Origin of the sequence: Nocardia sp. NPDC050793 (genome assembly GCF_040654065.1) — a bacterium.
In the GTDB taxonomy this organism is placed as follows: Bacteria; Actinomycetota; Actinomycetes; order Mycobacteriales; family Mycobacteriaceae; genus Nocardia.
In genome coordinates this window covers 812,435-828,518 of sequence record NZ_JBFAHG010000001.1, presented here as the reverse complement: position 1 = coordinate 828,518, position 16,084 = coordinate 812,435, and the positions used below count along the sequence as shown (strand labels likewise).

Genomic DNA, 16,084 nt, shown 5'->3' with positions numbered 1-16,084 from the left:
GGCCGTTTCGGTCTGTCCGCACCCGGTTTTCGGGGCGGGATCTCCCGCCGCGCCTATGGCCGGCGGAAATGGCTCTACGGCTTCACCAAGCCCGTCGACAGCGACCGATCGAGATGATCGACGGCCACCATCCGCCCGCCCGCGAAAGACAGCACCCACACGCTGCCCTTGCGGTTGCGCGCGGGCGGAAGACTGAGCCCTGACCGGCCCGCCCACCACGGCAGCAGATCGGGAATCACCTTGCCCTGGCTGCACACAACCCGCACCGCGCCGTGCGGCTCCAGTTCGACGGCCCGCGCCCTCGCCTCGTCCCGCGCTGCCGCGTAACCGGTTTCGGACAGCAGCGGTTCCAGATGGATCTCCGCGCCGAGTTTCTCGGCCAGCGGTTCCATCGTCTGCACGCAACGCGCGGGATCGGCCGAATAGATCTCGCTCGCGCCGAAAGCCAGCAGATGCGGCACCAACGCCCTGGCCTGGTCGCGCCCGGCCCGCTCCAGTGGGCGTTCGTCGTCGGGACCTTCGAATCGGTCGCGGTGGCCCGCTTTCGCGTGCCGCACCAGCAGCAGGGTGTCGGTGGTGGCGGGCAGTCTGCTGAATGCCCGCACGACCTGGCGATCCATCGGATAGGACAGCGCGTCCATCACCCGATCCAGCGGGTGCCAGGTCAGCAGGTCCACTTCGGAATTGGCGGTGAATTCGCCGCCGGACACTTCCGCCGCCCAGTAATCGACGCGCTTGAGTTTGCGATGGCCGGGAATAGGGTAGGTGACGTGCCCGAGGTACCGGCCGAGGCGGGAGTCGAGGCCGGTCTCCTCGCGCACTTCGCGCACGGCGGCCAGCACCGGGGTCTCACCCGGATCGATCTTGCCCTTGGGCAGCGACCAGTCCTGGTATTTGGGCCGGTGGACGACCGCGATCTCGACGCCGCGCGGCGCCGAGGGGGCGCGGCGCCACAGCACGGCGCCCGCGGCGTGAATATTGGCCGTCACTCGGGGATCCCAGAATGGGCCCCCGTCCATTTCGTATCCCGTCGTGGCACTCACGGCTGTTCCGGTCTCCGCAGTCGCATGAGGAATTCTTGGTGGTCACGGACCTGTTCACCGTCTTCGCCGGTGTGGTCAGGCGCCGCTTGCCAGCTGCCATCCGGTTGGAGTACCCAGCAGCGGGTGGTGGGATACAGGGCGGAGTCGAAGACGGAGCCCAACTGCTCGCGCAACTTGGGATCCTTCACCTGCGCCATCACCTCGACTCTGCGGTCAAGGTTGCGGTGCATCATGTCGGCGCTGCCGATCCAGTACTCGTCCTGCGCCTGGAAGTGCATGATCCGCGAATGCTCGAGGAAGCGGCCGAGGATGGAGCGCACCTCGATGTTGTCGCTCATGCCGGGCACACCGGGACGCAGACCGCAGATGCCACGCACCACGATCTGCACCGGCACCCCCGCTTGCGAGGCACGGTACAGCGCGTCGATCACTTGCTCGTCCACGATCGCGTTGGCCTTCAAGCGGATTCGCGCCTCGACGCCCTGTAGCGCGAGTTCGGTCTCGCGCTGGATGCGGTCGATGATGCCTGCGCGCACGCCCTGCGGAGCGACAAGCAGGTTGCGGTAGTTGGCTTTTCGGGAGTAGCCGGTCAGCGAGTTGAACAGGTCGGTGAGGTCGGCGCCGATTTCCGGTGCGGCGGTGAGCAATCCGACGTCCTCGTAGAGGCGGGCCGTCTTCGGGTTGTAGTTGCCGGTGCCGATGTGGCAGTAGCGGCGGATGGTCGAACCTTCGCGCCGTACCACCAGGCAGGTCTTGCAGTGCGTCTTGAGACCGATCAGGCCGTACACCACGTGCACGCCCGCCTGCTCCAGCGCCCGCGCCCATTTGATGTTGGCCTGCTCGTCGAAGCGGGCCTTGATCTCCACCAGCGCGACCACCTGCTTGCCCGCCTCGGCCGCGTCGATGAGCGCGTTGACGATGGGGGAGTCGCCGGAGGTGCGGTAGAGGGTCTGCTTGATCGCGAGCACCTGCGGGTCGGCGGCCGCCTGCTCGATGAAGCGCTGCACGCTGGTCGAGAACGAGTCGTACGGGTGGTGTACCAGCACATCGCCCTCGCGCAGCGCCTGGAAGACGTTGCGCGGGGTCTCGCGCTCGCCGAAGGCGGGCGGGGTGGCCGGAACGTAGGGCGCGTCCTTCAGGTTCGGCCGGTCCACGCCGTACACCTGCCACAGGCAGGACAGGTCGAGCAGGCCGGGCACCTGGATCACGTCACCGGGATCCACGTCGAGTTCGCGCAACAGCAGATCGAGCATGTGCTCGGTCATGTCGTCGGAGACTTCCAGCCGCACCGGTGATCCGAAGCGGCGCCGGGCTAGTTCGCGCTCCAGCGCCTGTAGTAGGTCCTCGTCGCGGTCCTCGTCGACCTCGAAGTCCGCGTTGCGGGTGATACGGAAGGAGTGGTGCTCCACCACGTCCATGCCGGGGAAGAGCAGATCCAGGTGCGCGGCGATGAGTTCTTCCATCGGCAGGAAGGCGGCGACCGAGGAACCGGACGAGTTGCGCCGCACGCGAACGAAGCGGTCCACGTTGTCGGGCACCTTCACCCTGGCGAAGTGCTCGCCGCCGGTCGCGGAGTCCTTCACCGTCACGGCGAGGTTGAGGCTCAGCCCGCTGATATAGGGGAACGGGTGCGCGGGATCCACGGCCAGCGGGGTCAGTACCGGGAAGACCTGATCCTGGAAATAGGCCGAGAGACGCTGACGCTCATCGTCGTTCAGGTCGCTCCACTCGATGATGGCGATGCCCTCTGCGGTGAGCGTGGGCAGCACCGAATCGAGGAAGGCCCGCGCGTGCCGGTCCGCGATCTCCTGCGCGCGTGCCGCGATCAGCTCCAATTGCTCGCTCGGCGAGCGGCCGTCGGCCGAGCGCACCGACAACCCGGTCTCGGCGCGGCGCTTCAGCCCGGCGACCCGGACCATGTAGAACTCGTCGAGATTGGAGGCGAAGATCGCGAGGAATTTGGCGCGTTCGAGCAACGGCAGCGAGGCGTCCTCCGCGAGGGCGAGCACCCTGGCATTGAAGTCGAGCCAGCTCAGTTCCCTGTTCAAGTAGCGATCACGTGGCAACCGCTGCGAAGCCTGGTCCGACCGCACCGGAGTGACGGCCGGTGGAGGCGTGGGAAGCAGCTGCTGTTGCTTGATGGTTTCCGTATCGCTCACGTCAACGATCATCCCCTACTATCCGCCCTGTGTGCAGGTCCGCATCGGGATTGCCGGGCGAATCACGCCGCTTCGGCGATCGCCTAGCACACGTGACGAACGGGTTCGTGAACACGACAGGACCAGCCGATGTCACGCAGCACCGCACGGGTTGCGTCGCCCGCCCCGAGCTCGACGGCGAGGTCGAGATCCGCGGCGGTGTCGACGTCCAGGCGCAGTCCCGGCCACTGTCCGGTCAGATCCGCTGCGCCCGCCGCGATATGCCGCCGGGCGGAGTCGGCGCCGAAGCGCGGATCCAGCGGGGCGACGCCGTCCCGGACGACGAGCGCGGCGGTGCCGGTCCCGGCGTGGTCGACGACGACCGCGCGCCTGCCGACCGGTGCGACCGTCAGCATGTCCGCCAGTTCCTCCGGGCGCAGCGCGGGCAGATCGGCTTGCAGCGCGAGCAGTTCGACAGCTCCGTGGCGGCGGCGCAACGCGTCCGCGGCGTCGGACAGCGCGGTGTTCAGCCCGTCGGAGTCGGCGATGCGCGGTTCCGGATGCACGTGCGCGCCGAGCCCGCCCGCCAGCTCTGCGACCGCGGGATCCGGGGTGACGACGGTGACCGACCGGACCTGCGGGACCGCCGCGGCGGCCGACACGGTGTCGGCGAGCATGGCGAGCACCAGCCGCGCCCGGTGCTCCGGGCGCAGCCGGTCGGCCAGTCGGCTCTTGGCCAGATCGAGGCTCTTGACCGCGATCACGGCGTGCACGGCGTGCGGGCGCATGGCCCCAATCCTTCCATGGCATATTGGGCTGATGACGAGGGCGGCAGTACTTGGCGCGGGATCGTGGGGCACCGCGTTCGCGAAGGTGTTGGCAGATGCCGGAACCGAGGTCACCATCTGGGCGCGGCGCGCCGAGGTGGCCGAGGCATTGGCCACCGAGCACCGCAATCCCTTCTACCTGCCCGATGTGCAGCTGCCAACGGTCGCCGCGACCGACGATCACGAGCGTGCGCTGGACGGCGCGGAGCTCGTCGTGCTCGCCGTTCCGTCCCAATCGCTGCGCGCGAATCTCGAGTCGTGGAAGCCGGCTCTGCACACCGCGATCACCGAGCGCGACGCCACGCTGCTGAGCCTCGCCAAGGGCATCGAAACCGGCACGCTGCTGCGGATGAGCCAGGTGATCGCCGAGGTGACCGGCACCGAGCCGAGTCGCATCGCGGTGCTCTCCGGACCCAATCTGGCCAGGGAGATCGCGATCGGTCAGCCCGCGGCCACCGTGATCGCGTGCGCGGACCCCGCGCGCGCGGAGGCGGTGCAGCAGGCCAGCTACACCGGCTATTTCCGGCCGTACACCAACACCGACGTGATCGGCTGCGAGATCGGCGGCGCGTGCAAGAACGTCATCGCGCTGGCCTGCGGCATCGCCTCCGGCATGGGCCTCGGCGACAACTCCATCGCCAGCCTGATCACCCGCGGCCTCGCCGAGATCATCCGGCTCGGCGTCGCGCTCGGCGCCGAGCCGGTCACCCTCGCGGGCTTGGCCGGGGTCGGCGATCTGGTCGCGACCTGTACCTCGCCGCTGTCGCGCAATCGGTCCTTCGGGCACGTGCTCGGCGCGGGCGGATCGATGGAGGCGGCCCAGGAGGCCACCCATGGACAGGTGGCCGAGGGTGTGAAGTCGTGCACATCGGTGCGCGCGCTGGCCGCAGCGCACGATGTGGAAATGCCGCTCACCAACGCGGTGCACCAGGTGTGCCACGAGGGCCTCTCGGTGCGCGAAGCCGTCGGCAATCTGCTCGGCCGTCGCGTCAAGCCGGAGTGATCGCCGCAGGGTAGCGGTCGCTATGACCGCAGCACACCGGCCCGGTCCGCGATCGGCGCGCCGCTGCGGGCGGGTACGGTTCGGGGCATGAGGAACCGGATCAGGGTGGCTGTGATGTTCGGCGGGCGCAGCAATGAGCACGCCGTCTCGTGTCTGTCGGCCGGCAGCGTGCTGCGCAACCTGGATCCGGAGAAGTACGAGGCCGTCCCGATCGGCATCACCGCCGAGGGCGGCTGGGTGCTCGGCGGTGCGGACGTCGCCGCGCTGCGCCGCAAAGATGACGAGCTGCCCTCCGTGGACGCCTCCGGCACCGCCCTGACGCTGGCCCCCGACCCGCAGCGTGTGGGGTCGCTGGTGGCCCTGGACGACCCGAGCGCCGCACTCGGCTCGGTCGACGTGGTGTTCCCGATCCTGCACGGCCCGTTCGGCGAGGACGGCACCCTCCAGGGCATGCTCGAACTGGCAGGCGTCCCGTACGTCGGCCCAGGCGTGCTGGCCAGTGCGGCCGGCATGGACAAGGAGTTCACCAAGAAGCTGCTCGCGGCCGAGGGCCTGCCGATCGGCACGCAGGTGGTGCTGCGGCCCGGCGTCGCGACGCTGTCGGCGGCGGAGCGGGAACGGCTCGGGCTTCCGGTGTTCGTCAAACCTGCCCGCGCCGGTTCCTCGCTCGGCATCGCGAAGGTGGACGACTGGAGCGAGCTGGACACCGCCATCGCGGCGGCGCGCGCGCACGATCCGAAGGTGATCGTGGAGGCAGGCATCGTCGGTCGCGAGGTGGAATGCGGCGTGCTGGAATTCCCGGACGGCCGGGTCGAGGCCAGCGTGATCGCCGAGATCAGGATGCCCGACGACGACGCTCCCGAGTTCTACGACTTCGACACCAAATACCTCGACGACGTCTGCGAATTCGACGTGCCCGCGAAGCTCGACGACGAGGTTGCCGAGCAGATCAGGGAGCTGGCGGTGCGCGCCTTCCGCGCCCTCGACTGCCAGGGACTGGCCCGCGTCGACTTCTTCGTCACCGCGGACGGGCCGGTGATCAACGAGATCAACACCATGCCGGGGTTCACGGCGATCTCCATGTACCCGCGCATGTGGGAGGCGACCGGGATCGACTACGACGTCTTGATCTCGACGCTCATCGAGACGGCGCTGGCCCGCGGTACCGGTCTGCGCTGATCGGACACGCCGGTCGTCCACGACAGGACTTCCGCTCCGCAGGGATTCCGCCGCTCGGGCCGACTGCGAAGGCTGCACCGCGGTCGAGATCGCTCATCGCGGTTCGCGGGCGAAAGTCCTTGGTACCGGCCCGAATTCCGAGCGTGTGCGCCGCGGATCAGTTCGGCAGCGGGCCTGGGTCGAGCTCTTTGGCGGGCAGGTTCGCGGTGATGGTGTCGGAGACCTCCTGGAGCGGGGTCGGTCCGGAACCGTCGGGCACCGTCAGCGCGATGTAGGTCTCGCGGTCGACGGCGAACCAGGTGCTCGCCTCGGCCGCGTCGTCGCGCACCTCGAACCACTGCACGTCGTTGACGATCTGCAACGGCGAGGCGCGATGGAATTCCAGCGGCCGGTCCAGGCCGCAGCGCAGCACGATGGCGTTCCCGCCGTCCGGGCGCTGCCAGGCGCGGGTGGCGGGCGGAGCGGGTTCCACCAGGGTCGACTTGGTGAACTCGCCCAGCTCGGCGGGCAGCGCGGGCAGCAGCTCGGTGCAGGCTTCGCCCGCCGCGGCGGGCGCGGGCACCGGACCGAGCGCCAGCGGCTCGCGCTCCACGGACATGCGGCGGGCCAGCACGGCGGCGACCAGCACCGCGACCACGAGGATCACCGGCAGTGCGACCGCCGTGGCGATCAATGCCGGTGGGTACGGGCGGGATTCCTCGTCCGCGTCGTCGTCGGCGGGCTTCTCGTCGGCCCGATCCGTCGCGGCGTTCCCGGTCTCGACCTTGCCGAGATCGGTCGCCTTCTCACCCTCGGTGAGGTCGTTGCCCTTCGACGAGTCGCTGTCCGACGAGTCCGCCGCCATGCGTACCGGTCCTTCCTCTTCGCGCTCGCTGGAGCCGGTCGGCGCGGGTCGCGCTGCCTGCGTCGCGCCGGGCACGCGCACCGACTCGGTGGTCTCGATTGCCCAGGACAGGGTACCGTCGAGCCGATTCCAGCTGGCACAACCTCGGGAAGGGACCGGTCATCAGCGAGAGCGCGGCGCCGCGGACGGTGCGTGAGCTGGGAGAGTTCGCGCTGATCGAGCGCATCAACGCCCGCCGGGTGCAGTCGCCCGCCGTGTTGCTCGGCCCCGGCGACGACGCGGCGCTGGTCGCCGCGCCCGACGGCCGGTTCGTGGTGACCACCGACATGCTGGTCGAGGGGCGGCACTTCCGGCGCGACTGGTCGAGCCCGAGGGAGATCGGCCGCAAGGCGATCGCGCAGAACGCCGCCGACGTGGTCGCCATGGGCGCCGCGCCGACGGCCTTCGTGGTGGCGCTCGGCTGTCCCGCCGAGACGCCCGTCGCGGTGATCGACGAACTGGCCGACGGCATGTGGGCCGAGGCGGCGCGCGCGGGCGGCTCGATCGCGGGCGGCGATCTGGTGCGCAGCCCCGAACTGGTCCTCTCGGTCACCGCGTTCGGCGATCTGCGCGGCGGCGCACCGATCACCAGAGCCGGTGCGCGCGTAGGCGACACGGTGGCGGTAGCGGGCAGGCTCGGTTGGTCGGCCGCTGGGCTGGCCGCGCTCACCGCGGGCGTCGATGCCGAGGAGTTCGCCGAAGCGCTTGCCGCCCACCGTGTCCCGCGGCCGCCGTACCAGGCGGTGCTCGGTTCGACGTGGCGGGCCGGGCACTCGCTCACCGACATCTCCGACGGCCTGCTCGCCGATCTCGGCCATATCGCCGAGGCCTCGGACGTCGCGATCGATCTCGACGCCGCCGCACTACGCGACCCCGCGCTGGACGCACTCGCTTCCCGGCTGGATGCCGATGCGGCGCAATGGGTTCTGGCCGGGGGCGAGGATCACGCCTTCGCCGGGACCTGGCCGCAGGGTGCTGAGCTGCCGGAAGGATGGCGTGCGATCGGCCGGGTCACGGCCGGGGCGGGTGTCACCGTCGACGGTGCGCCGCACCGGGGCGGCAGCGGCTGGGAATCGTTCCGTGGGGCGGACTCTGCGTCCGGGCCCGAACCACGATAGGTTGTGCGGTCATGGGTGCGAAACCACTGTCGGAAATCATGGATTCGGGCTGGGCACAGGCCTTGGCGCCGGTCGAGGACCGGATCGCGGAGATGGGTGAATTCCTCCGTGCCGAGAACGCCGCCGGCCGCGGCTACCTGCCCGTGGGGGAGAACGTGCTACGGGCTTTCCAGCGACCGTTCGACAAGGTCCGCGTGCTGATCGTCGGCCAGGACCCGTACCCGACGCCCGGCCACGCCATGGGGCTGAGTTTCTCTGTGGCGCCCGATGTTTCGCCCGTGCCGCGCAGCCTCGCCAACATCTTCGCCGAGCTGCACAAGGACCTCGGTCACCCGACGCCATCTTGCGGCGACCTGAGCCCGTGGTCGGACCAAGGTGTGCTGCTGCTCAATCGCGTGCTCACCGTCTCGCCCGGCCAGCCCGCCTCGCATCGCGGCAAGGGCTGGGAGGCGGTCACCGAACAGGCCATCCGCGCGCTGGTCGCGCGCGACGAACCGCTGGTGGCGATCCTGTGGGGCCGCGACGCCTCGACGCTGAAGCCGCTGCTGAGCCAGGCCGAGGTGCCCTACATCGAGTCCGCGCACCCCTCGCCGCTGTCCGCGTCCCGCGGTTTCTTCGGCTCGCGCCCGTTCTCGCGGGTCAACGAACTGCTCGACGAACTGGGCGCCGAACCGGTCGACTGGCGCCTGCCCTGATCCCTTCCGCCTCCCGGCCCGCCGGGAATCAGCACCACCCGCATCACCGCACGAACAAAATATCGAGGAGCACTGCAATGCAGCACAACACCCTTCGCGGCGCCCTGCGCGGCACCACCGCCACGCTGGCCATGGCCGCCGCCATCGCGGGCGCCACGTCGGCGGCGACCGCCGCGCCGCTTGCGCTGGAGCCCGCCGCGACGACCAGCGAGAACGCGCCGGTGGCCGAGGAGTTCACCTCGACCGGCTCCTCCACCATCTCCGCGTCCGTGAACGCGAAGGTCGCGTGCCTGTTCCAGCGGACCTTCAGCGCCATGCGCCTGGACTGCTGAGCATCGCGTTCACCGAGGCTCACGACGAGCCGTGCGCGTACTGTGCGATCCTCAGATCGTGAGTAATGCGAACTATCTTCTCGAGCCCACCGGGTTGCGGCTGCGCGGTTCGGGTGGCATCGAGCTGGCCGCCGACCAGTTCGGCCCGGTCGACGGCCCGCTCGTCGTCTTTCTGCACGGCGGCGGGCAGACCAGGCACTCGTGGAAACAGACCGGCGCGAAACTGGCCGCCGCCGGGATGCGGGTGATCACCCTGGACGCCCGCGGCCACGGCGACAGCCAGTGGTCGCCGGACCGCGACTACACGCGCGAGACGATGGTCGCGGACCTGACGCTCGTGCTGGAACAGCTCGACGCCGCGGCCGCACCGGGCGGGGGTGCGGTCGTGGTCGGCGCCAGCATGGGCGGCATCACCGGGCTGCTGACCTCGGCCTCGCCGGGCGGCGCGGCGATCCGCGCCCTGGTGCTCGTCGACATCGTCACGCGCCCCGAGCCCGAGGGCGTCGCCAGGGTGATCGACTTCCTCAGCAAACATCGCGACGGCTTCGACACCCTCGAGCAGGTTGCCGACGCGGTCGCCGACTACCTGCCGCACCGGCCGCGGCCGAAGAACACCGACGGCCTGCGCCGCAATCTGCGCCAGCGCGACGGCCGCTGGTACTGGCACTGGGACCCGGACATGCTGCGCGACCGCGTCGAGGATCCGAGCGCGATGATCGAGCCGATGGAGGCGGCGGCGAGAGCCCTGCGTATTCCGGTGCTGCTGGTGCGCGGCATGCAGTCCGATGTGGTGAGCGCCGAGGGCGCTGCGGCGTTCCAGGCGCTGGTGCCGCACGCCCAGCTCGTCGAGATCGGCGGCGCGGCGCACACCGCGGCCGGTGACGACAACGACGCCTTCACCGACGCGGTCGCGAAGTTCGTTGTGGAGAACCTGACGTAGGTCAGGCCGGGTTTCGGTAGTCCGGCTTGCGCTTGGCCACGAAGGCGTCCACCCCTTCCCGGCCGGTGCGGCTGTTCGCCGCCGCGGCGATGAAATCGCGCTCCAGGTCGAGCTGTTCGCTCAACGTCGCCGAATTCGACTGCGCCAGTAGCGATTTGATGCTGGCATGGGTGGAGCGCGGCCCCAGCGCCAGCTGCTGTGCGAGCGCCAGTGTCGCGCTGCGCACTTCGTCGTCCGCGACGAGGCGGCTGAGGATGCCCAGCCGCATGGCTTCCTCGGCGTCGAGGACGGCGTCGGTGAGCAGGATCTCGCGGGCCCGTCCCGCTCCGACGATGCGGGGCAGCGTCCACGACATGCCGCCGTCGGGGCTCAGACCGATGCCCGGGTAGGCGGGGCGCAGCTTGGTGGATGGACCGCCAAGGGCGATGTCTGCGGCGCAGACCAGGCTCATGCCCGCGCCCGCTGCCCAGCCGTGCACCGCGGCGAGCACCGGCACCCTGGTCTCGTCCAGCGCGCGGACGAACGCGTGCAGATCCGTCGCCAGGCCGTGGATGTGGGCGGCGCGGTCCTCGGCGGCGGCGAAACCGCGCACGTCGCCGCCCGCACAGAAGTTCGCGCCAGACCCGACCAGCACGACCGCGCCGATCTCGGGGCCGAGGTCGTCGAGCGCCGCGGTGCCCGCGGTGATCCCGGCGAAATCCATCGAGGTGCCGTTGGCGGCCGTGGCGATCGTGATCTGGAGGACGCCGTCGACGGTCGTGACGTACTCGGTCTGCGCGGTGGAGGTCATGAGGGCACCCTATCGTTCGCTCGGGCGGGGTTTCGACGCCTGTTCCGGCTTCGGTTCTACCCGGTCGCGCGTCCCGGGCGAATCATCCGCACCTGCATGGCGACGGTGAAGTCCTCCACCTTGCGCGCGCCCTCCAGCGCGAAACCGTGTTTGCGATAGAAGGCCTGGGCGCGCGGATTGTCCTCGAACACCCACAGCGAGCACGGCTGATCCGGGTCGACGGCGGCGGACAGGAGTTCGGCGGCCAGGTCCGTGCCGTACCAGTCGGCGCGCACGTACAGCGCGTTGAGTTCGAGCGGAGCGACCGGGGCACGGTCCCGAGACGGGCTAGAGCTCGCGAACCCGATGACGACGTCGCCGACGACCGCTACGTGCGTGCTGCCGGGATGGGCGCGGCGGATGCGGTCCCACGCTTCGGCTCGTCGATCCACGTCGAAGGCGTCGAGCACGTGATCGGGCACCAGGCCGCGATAGGCCTCACGCCAGCAGGCGATGTGGCATTCGGCCAGACTGTGCACGTGTTCGGCGGCGAGCGGCGTGATCCGCCACAGTCGCGCGGGAGCCTCGGCCATGCGATGTCCCCAGGTGAGGTCGGCGTACTGGAATACCTACCGACGACGACGCCCCGGAACACCCGTAACGGGCGCCGGGGCGTGTGTCTTGGTGCTGATCGACCGGCGGCCGAATCAGCCGCGAGCCACCTTGCCTGCCTTCAGGCAGGAGGTGCACACGTTCATGCGGCGGGTGTTGCCGGGGGCAACCTGCGCGCGCACGGTCTGGATGTTCGGGTTCCAGCGACGGTTGGTGCGCCGGTGCGAGTGCGAGACCGACTTCCCGAAGCCGGGGCCCTTGGCGCAGACGTCGCAGACGGCAGCCATAGTCGCGAACTCCTTCATGTCATGTGGGGACCGCCGCACGACGATGCGGCATGTCCGGAAACAATGTCGTGATGTGCCCTGCCGACTGACGTCGGCCAGCGCAGGCCAGCTTGAGGCCGCACGAGCAACCCAGCAAGGGTAGCCAATGCCGCGCCGATCCGCCAAACCGGGATCCGGTCGGACGGGCCGTCCCGGCCGTCGAACACGAGGAAAGCATACCGATTCGGTGTCACGCACCCGCTGTCGGTATCGCCAGCTAACCTGGCGAACGGTGGTGACGCCGGTGGCGAGAAGGGAGCGAGGTGACGGTGCCGGGGCAGCGGGAAGAGATGGACGGCGCGGCGCTGAGGCTCTGGAGCCGCCTCTGTCTGGACGACCTCGAACAGCGCCGCGCGGAGATCAACGCGCTCAATGTGTTCCCCGTCGCCGACGCCGACACCGGGACCAATCTGCTCGCCACCATGCGCGCCGCGGTGCGGGCGGCCGATGCCGCGCCTGCAGGGGTGAGCGCGAATCAGGTCGCCGCGGCACTGGCGCGCGGCGCCACCGCGGGCGCGCGGGGGAACTCCGGCATCATCCTCTCGCAGGTACTGCGCGGCATCGCGGAGGCGACGACGGAGGGACCGCTCACCGCGACGACCCTGCGCGCCGCATTGCGCCGCGCCGCGGTCCTGGTCCGCGAAGCGTTGAGCGTCCCGATCGAGGGCACCATCCTCACCGTGCTGGAATGCGCGGCCGACTGCGCGTCGGCCTGCGCCGAGGACACGCTCGCCGAGGTCGCCGTCGCTGCCGCCGACGGCGCGGCGAAGGCGCTCGGCGAGACCCCGTCCCAGCTCGGGGTGTTGCGGGCGGCAGGCGTGGTCGACGCGGGCGCGCGCGGTCTGGTAGTGCTGCTGGACGCGCTCGTCGCGGTCGTTCTCGGCGAGACGCCGACCAGGCCCGAGTACCTGCCCGGCGAGTTCGCCGCGGTCGCGGAGGCCGGGCAGGTTGTGGAAAGCGAGGGCGGCGCCCCGCATTTCGAGGTCATGTACCAGCTCTCCGACACCGACCTGGCGCGCATCACCCGCCTGCGCGAGCGTCTCGCCGAACTCGGCGATTCCGTGGTCGTGGTGGGCGACGGCAGCGGGAACTGGTCCGCGCACGTGCACTGCGCCGACGCGGGCGCCGCCGTGGAGGCCGGGCTCGCGGCGGGCGTCCCGCGCGACATCCGGATCGAGAGTTTCGCCATCACGGCCCCGGTCGGCCGCGACCATCTGGATCCGCCGCCTCCGCGCGGCGAGGGCCCCGCCGATCGCGGTGTGCTCGCCGTCGCCGCGGGCTCGGGCGCCGCGACGCTCTTCGAGGCGGCGGGCGCCGTGGTGCTCGGGGCGCACCCGGTCACCTCGGACGCGCTGCTCACCGCGATCCGGCGGATGCCGCACCGCGAGGTGCTGGTGCTGCCCAACGGCGCGTTGCCCGCGCACGAGCTGGTGGCCGTGGGTGTCGCCGCGCGCGACGCGCACCGCGACGTGCTGCTGCTGCCGAGCGGTTCCATGGTGCAGGGCTTGGCGGCGCTCGCGGTGCACGATCGCGGGCGCATCGCGGTGGACGACGCGTTCGCGATGTCGGAGGCGGCCGCCGCCACCCGGTGGGGTTCGCTGCGCGCGGCCTCGCATCGGGCGCTGACCATGGTCGGCACCTGCGAGCCTGGCGACGGGCTCGGCCTGGTCGGCCACGACGTGGTGGTGATCGACCGCGACGTGCGCGGCGCGGCGCAGACGCTGCTGGACCGGATGCTCGGCCTCGGCGGCGAATTGGTCACCCTGCTGATGGGCGCGGACGCGGACGCGGGGCTGGCCGAGGAATTGAGCGCGCACATCGCGCGGAGCTTCCCCGGTGTCGAGGTCACGGTGTATCCCGGTGGGCAGCAAGGGGATCTGGCGCAGATCGGGGTGGAATGAGTTGAGCACGAGGGCGGAGACATGGCGACACTGAGCGATCGGCTGGACCACATCCTTGGCGTGAAGGCCGCGGATTCGCTGTCCGACGCCTTCGACATGCACACCGTCGAGGACTTGCTGCGGCACTACCCGCTGCGCTACGCCACCCAGGGTCAGCCGCTCACCGAGGAGGCGCCCGAGGACGGCTCGCACATCACCGTCATCGGCAGGATCACCAAGACCGAGCTCAAGCCGATGCGCAACCGGCGCGGCTCGCTGCTGAAAGTCTTGCTGGACACCGGCTCCGGCCGCCCGGTCGACGTCACCTTCTTCAACGGGGACAAGGTGAAATACGTCGTCAAAGAAGGACTTCGGGCGATGATGTCGGGCACCGTGAGCTACTGGCGGCCTGGCAGCTGGAATCTCAGCCATCCCGGCTACCTGATCCTGCCCGAGACCGAGGACGATTCGGTCGGCACCTTCACCAAGGTGCGCGGCGGGGGCGACCTGCGCGGTCTGGCGGAGAGTGCGAAAGGCGCTGGCGGCGTTGACGTCTCGTTCATGGAGCGGGAATTCATCCCGGTGTATCCGGCCACCGCGAAGGTGCAGAGCTGGGATCTGCTCGCCTGCGTGCGCCAGGTGCTCGAACAGCTCGACCCGATCGACGATCCGCTGCCGGAGGACGTTCGCGACGATCGCGCCCTCATGCCGGTCTCCGACGCGCTGCGGTTGATTCACCTGCCGGAACACAAGTCCGATATCGACCGCGCCAAGGAGCGGCTGCGCTTCGACGAGGCGCTGGCGCTGCAACTGGTGCTCGCCGAACGGCGGCACGAGGTGGCCGGCCGGATCGCGCGACCGTGCCCGCCGAGCACCGACGGCATCGCCGCGGCCTTCGACAGGCAGCTGCCGTTCGAGCTCACCGCCGGTCAGCGGCAAGTGGTTTCGGAGATCTCCGCCGACCTGGGCCGCACCCAGCCGATGCACCGGCTGCTGCAGGGCGAGGTCGGCTCGGGCAAGACGATCGTTTCGTTGCTCGCCATGCTCCAGGTGGTCGACGCAGGACAGCAGTGCGCGCTGCTCGCGCCGACGGAAGTCCTTGCCGCCCAGCACTATCGGTCGCTGCGCGGGATGCTCGGCGAGCTCGGCACCGCGGGCGAGCTCGGCGCCGCCGAGACATCGACCCGGGTGGTGCTGGTGACCGGGTCGATGTCGGCGTCGGCGAAAAAGGCCGCGCTGCTCGAGGCCGTCACCGGCGAGGCGGGCATCGTCATCGGCACGCACGCGCTGATCCAGGACAACGTGGAGTTCTTCGACCTGGGCATGGTGGTGGTCGACGAACAGCACCGCTTCGGCGTCGAGCAGCGTGACGCGTTGCGCGCCAAGGCGAAAGCCGGAAGCAGCCCGCATCTGCTGGTGATGACCGCGACCCCGATTCCGCGCACCATCGCCATGACCACGCTCGGCGATCTGGAGACCTCCACGCTCACCGAGCTGCCCCGCGGCCGCTCGCCCATCACGTCGAAAGTCGTTCCGCGCAAGCTGCATCCGAACTGGGTGGACCGCGCCTGGGAACGCATCCTAGAAGAGGTGAAGGACGGCCGTCAGGCGTACGTGGTGTGCTCGCGCATCGGCGACGACGAGGAGAACGGTGGGTCGGGCAAGGGGCGCGGTCGCGGCAAGTCGGCGGAGGAGAAGGAGGGTCCGGCTACCCAAGCCGTGGTCGATGTCTTCGACATGCTGCGCGCCGGACCGCTCGCGGGCGTCCGGGTCGGCCTGTTGCACGGCAGGCTGCCCTCGGACGAGAAGGACCAGGTCATGCGCGCCTTCAACGACGCGGAGATCGATGTGCTGGTCTGCACCACCGTGGTCGAGGTCGGCGTCGACGTGCCGAACGCGACGGTGATGGTGATCGTGGACGCCGACCGGTTCGGTGTCAGCCAGCTGCACCAGCTGCGCGGGCGGATCGGCCGCGGCAAGCACGCGGGGCTGTGTCTGCTGGTCACCGATGCCGCGCCGGGCGGTTCGGCGATGACGAGGCTGGAAGCGGTGGCCGCCACCACCGACGGTTTCGAACTCGCGGTGCTCGATCTGCGCCAGCGTCGCGAGGGCGACGTGCTGGGCGCGGCGCAGTCCGGCACCGCCAGTTCGCTCAAGCTGCTCTCCCTGCTCGACGACCTGGAAGTCATCACCGCGGCACAGGATCTCGCCAGGCAGCTGGTCGAGGCCGATCCGGGACTGCGCGAGCATCCCGGTTTGGCGAGCATGATGCGCGCCGCCGTCGACGGTGAACGGCTGGAGTACTTGGCCAAGTCATGACGCGAAGGAGGGACGGACCG

15 protein-coding genes are annotated in these 16,084 nt (G+C 70.2%); 8 read left to right on the top strand and 7 right to left on the bottom strand.

Features of this window, described 5'->3' with window-relative positions:
- Positions 1-74: 74 nt before the first annotated feature.
- The 3 genes from AB0H50_RS03740 to cofC form a co-directional block, all read right to left on the bottom strand.
- Positions 75-1,019: a bifunctional NUDIX hydrolase/histidine phosphatase family protein gene (locus AB0H50_RS03740; protein ID WP_357447259.1), complete on the bottom strand. Its 945-nt coding sequence runs from the start codon at positions 1,017-1,019 to the stop codon at positions 75-77.
- Between the two features lie 20 nt (positions 1,020-1,039).
- Positions 1,040-3,214: an RNA degradosome polyphosphate kinase gene (locus AB0H50_RS03735; RefSeq protein ID WP_357446179.1), complete on the bottom strand. Its 2,175-nt coding sequence runs from the start codon at positions 3,212-3,214 to the stop codon at positions 1,040-1,042.
- A 71-nt stretch (positions 3,215-3,285) separates the two neighbouring features.
- The gene (gene cofC / locus AB0H50_RS03730) at positions 3,286-3,969 is read right to left on the bottom strand and encodes a 2-phospho-L-lactate guanylyltransferase (RefSeq protein ID WP_357446177.1); all 684 of its coding nucleotides are present in this window, start codon (positions 3,967-3,969) and stop codon (positions 3,286-3,288) included.
- A 31-nt stretch (positions 3,970-4,000) separates the two neighbouring features.
- Here cofC and AB0H50_RS03725 point away from each other — a divergent pair, with 31 nt between their 5' ends.
- Positions 4,001-5,011, top strand: a complete 1,011-nt coding sequence (locus AB0H50_RS03725) for an NAD(P)H-dependent glycerol-3-phosphate dehydrogenase (protein ID WP_357446174.1) — start codon at positions 4,001-4,003, stop codon at positions 5,009-5,011.
- A gap of 87 nt (positions 5,012-5,098) precedes the next feature.
- Positions 5,099-6,190, top strand: coding sequence for a D-alanine--D-alanine ligase family protein (locus AB0H50_RS03720; RefSeq protein WP_357446171.1), 1,092 nt, complete (start codon positions 5,099-5,101; stop codon positions 6,188-6,190).
- Between the two features lie 157 nt (positions 6,191-6,347).
- Here AB0H50_RS03720 and AB0H50_RS03715 read toward each other — a convergent pair whose 3' ends face one another.
- Positions 6,348-7,034: a DUF3515 domain-containing protein gene (locus tag AB0H50_RS03715; protein ID WP_357446168.1), complete on the bottom strand. Its 687-nt coding sequence runs from the start codon at positions 7,032-7,034 to the stop codon at positions 6,348-6,350.
- Positions 7,035-7,195: 161 nt separating this feature from the next.
- Here AB0H50_RS03715 and AB0H50_RS03710 point away from each other — a divergent pair, with 161 nt between their 5' ends.
- The 4 genes from AB0H50_RS03710 to AB0H50_RS03695 all read left to right on the top strand — a co-directional run bounded on the left by AB0H50_RS03710 (position 7,196) and on the right by AB0H50_RS03695 (position 10,158).
- A complete protein-coding gene (locus AB0H50_RS03710; protein WP_357447256.1) occupies positions 7,196-8,191 on the top strand; it encodes a thiamine-phosphate kinase in 996 nt (331 codons plus the stop codon).
- Between the two features lie 11 nt (positions 8,192-8,202).
- A complete protein-coding gene (locus AB0H50_RS03705; protein WP_357446165.1) occupies positions 8,203-8,886 on the top strand; it encodes a uracil-DNA glycosylase in 684 nt (227 codons plus the stop codon).
- A gap of 77 nt (positions 8,887-8,963) precedes the next feature.
- On the top strand, positions 8,964-9,218 hold the full coding sequence (locus AB0H50_RS03700; RefSeq protein WP_357446162.1) for a hypothetical protein: 255 nt from the start codon (positions 8,964-8,966) through the stop codon (positions 9,216-9,218).
- Positions 9,219-9,276: 58 nt separating this feature from the next.
- Positions 9,277-10,158, top strand: a complete 882-nt coding sequence (locus AB0H50_RS03695) for an alpha/beta hydrolase (RefSeq protein WP_357446159.1) — start codon at positions 9,277-9,279, stop codon at positions 10,156-10,158.
- A 1-nt stretch (position 10,159) separates the two neighbouring features.
- On the opposite strand, the gene AB0H50_RS03690 is transcribed toward AB0H50_RS03695, so the two are convergent.
- The 3 genes from AB0H50_RS03690 to rpmB form a co-directional block, all read right to left on the bottom strand.
- Complete coding sequence (locus AB0H50_RS03690) at positions 10,160-10,948, bottom strand: enoyl-CoA hydratase-related protein (protein ID WP_357446156.1); 789 nt, start codon at positions 10,946-10,948, stop codon at positions 10,160-10,162.
- A gap of 56 nt (positions 10,949-11,004) precedes the next feature.
- Entirely contained in the window at positions 11,005-11,520 is a 516-nt protein-coding gene (locus AB0H50_RS03685; RefSeq protein WP_357446153.1) for a GNAT family N-acetyltransferase, read from the bottom strand.
- Positions 11,521-11,634: 114 nt separating this feature from the next.
- Positions 11,635-11,826, bottom strand: coding sequence for a 50S ribosomal protein L28 (gene rpmB, locus AB0H50_RS03680; protein ID WP_039799620.1), 192 nt, complete (start codon positions 11,824-11,826; stop codon positions 11,635-11,637).
- A 329-nt stretch (positions 11,827-12,155) separates the two neighbouring features.
- On the opposite strand from rpmB, the gene AB0H50_RS03675 reads away from it, so the two are divergent.
- On the top strand, positions 12,156-13,766 hold the full coding sequence (locus AB0H50_RS03675; RefSeq protein WP_357447253.1) for a DAK2 domain-containing protein: 1,611 nt from the start codon (positions 12,156-12,158) through the stop codon (positions 13,764-13,766).
- A gap of 21 nt (positions 13,767-13,787) precedes the next feature.
- Positions 13,788-16,064 (top strand): ATP-dependent DNA helicase RecG, encoded by a 2,277-nt coding sequence (gene recG / locus AB0H50_RS03670; protein ID WP_357446150.1) that lies wholly within the window; start codon positions 13,788-13,790, stop codon positions 16,062-16,064.
- Positions 16,065-16,084 lie beyond the last annotated feature (20 nt).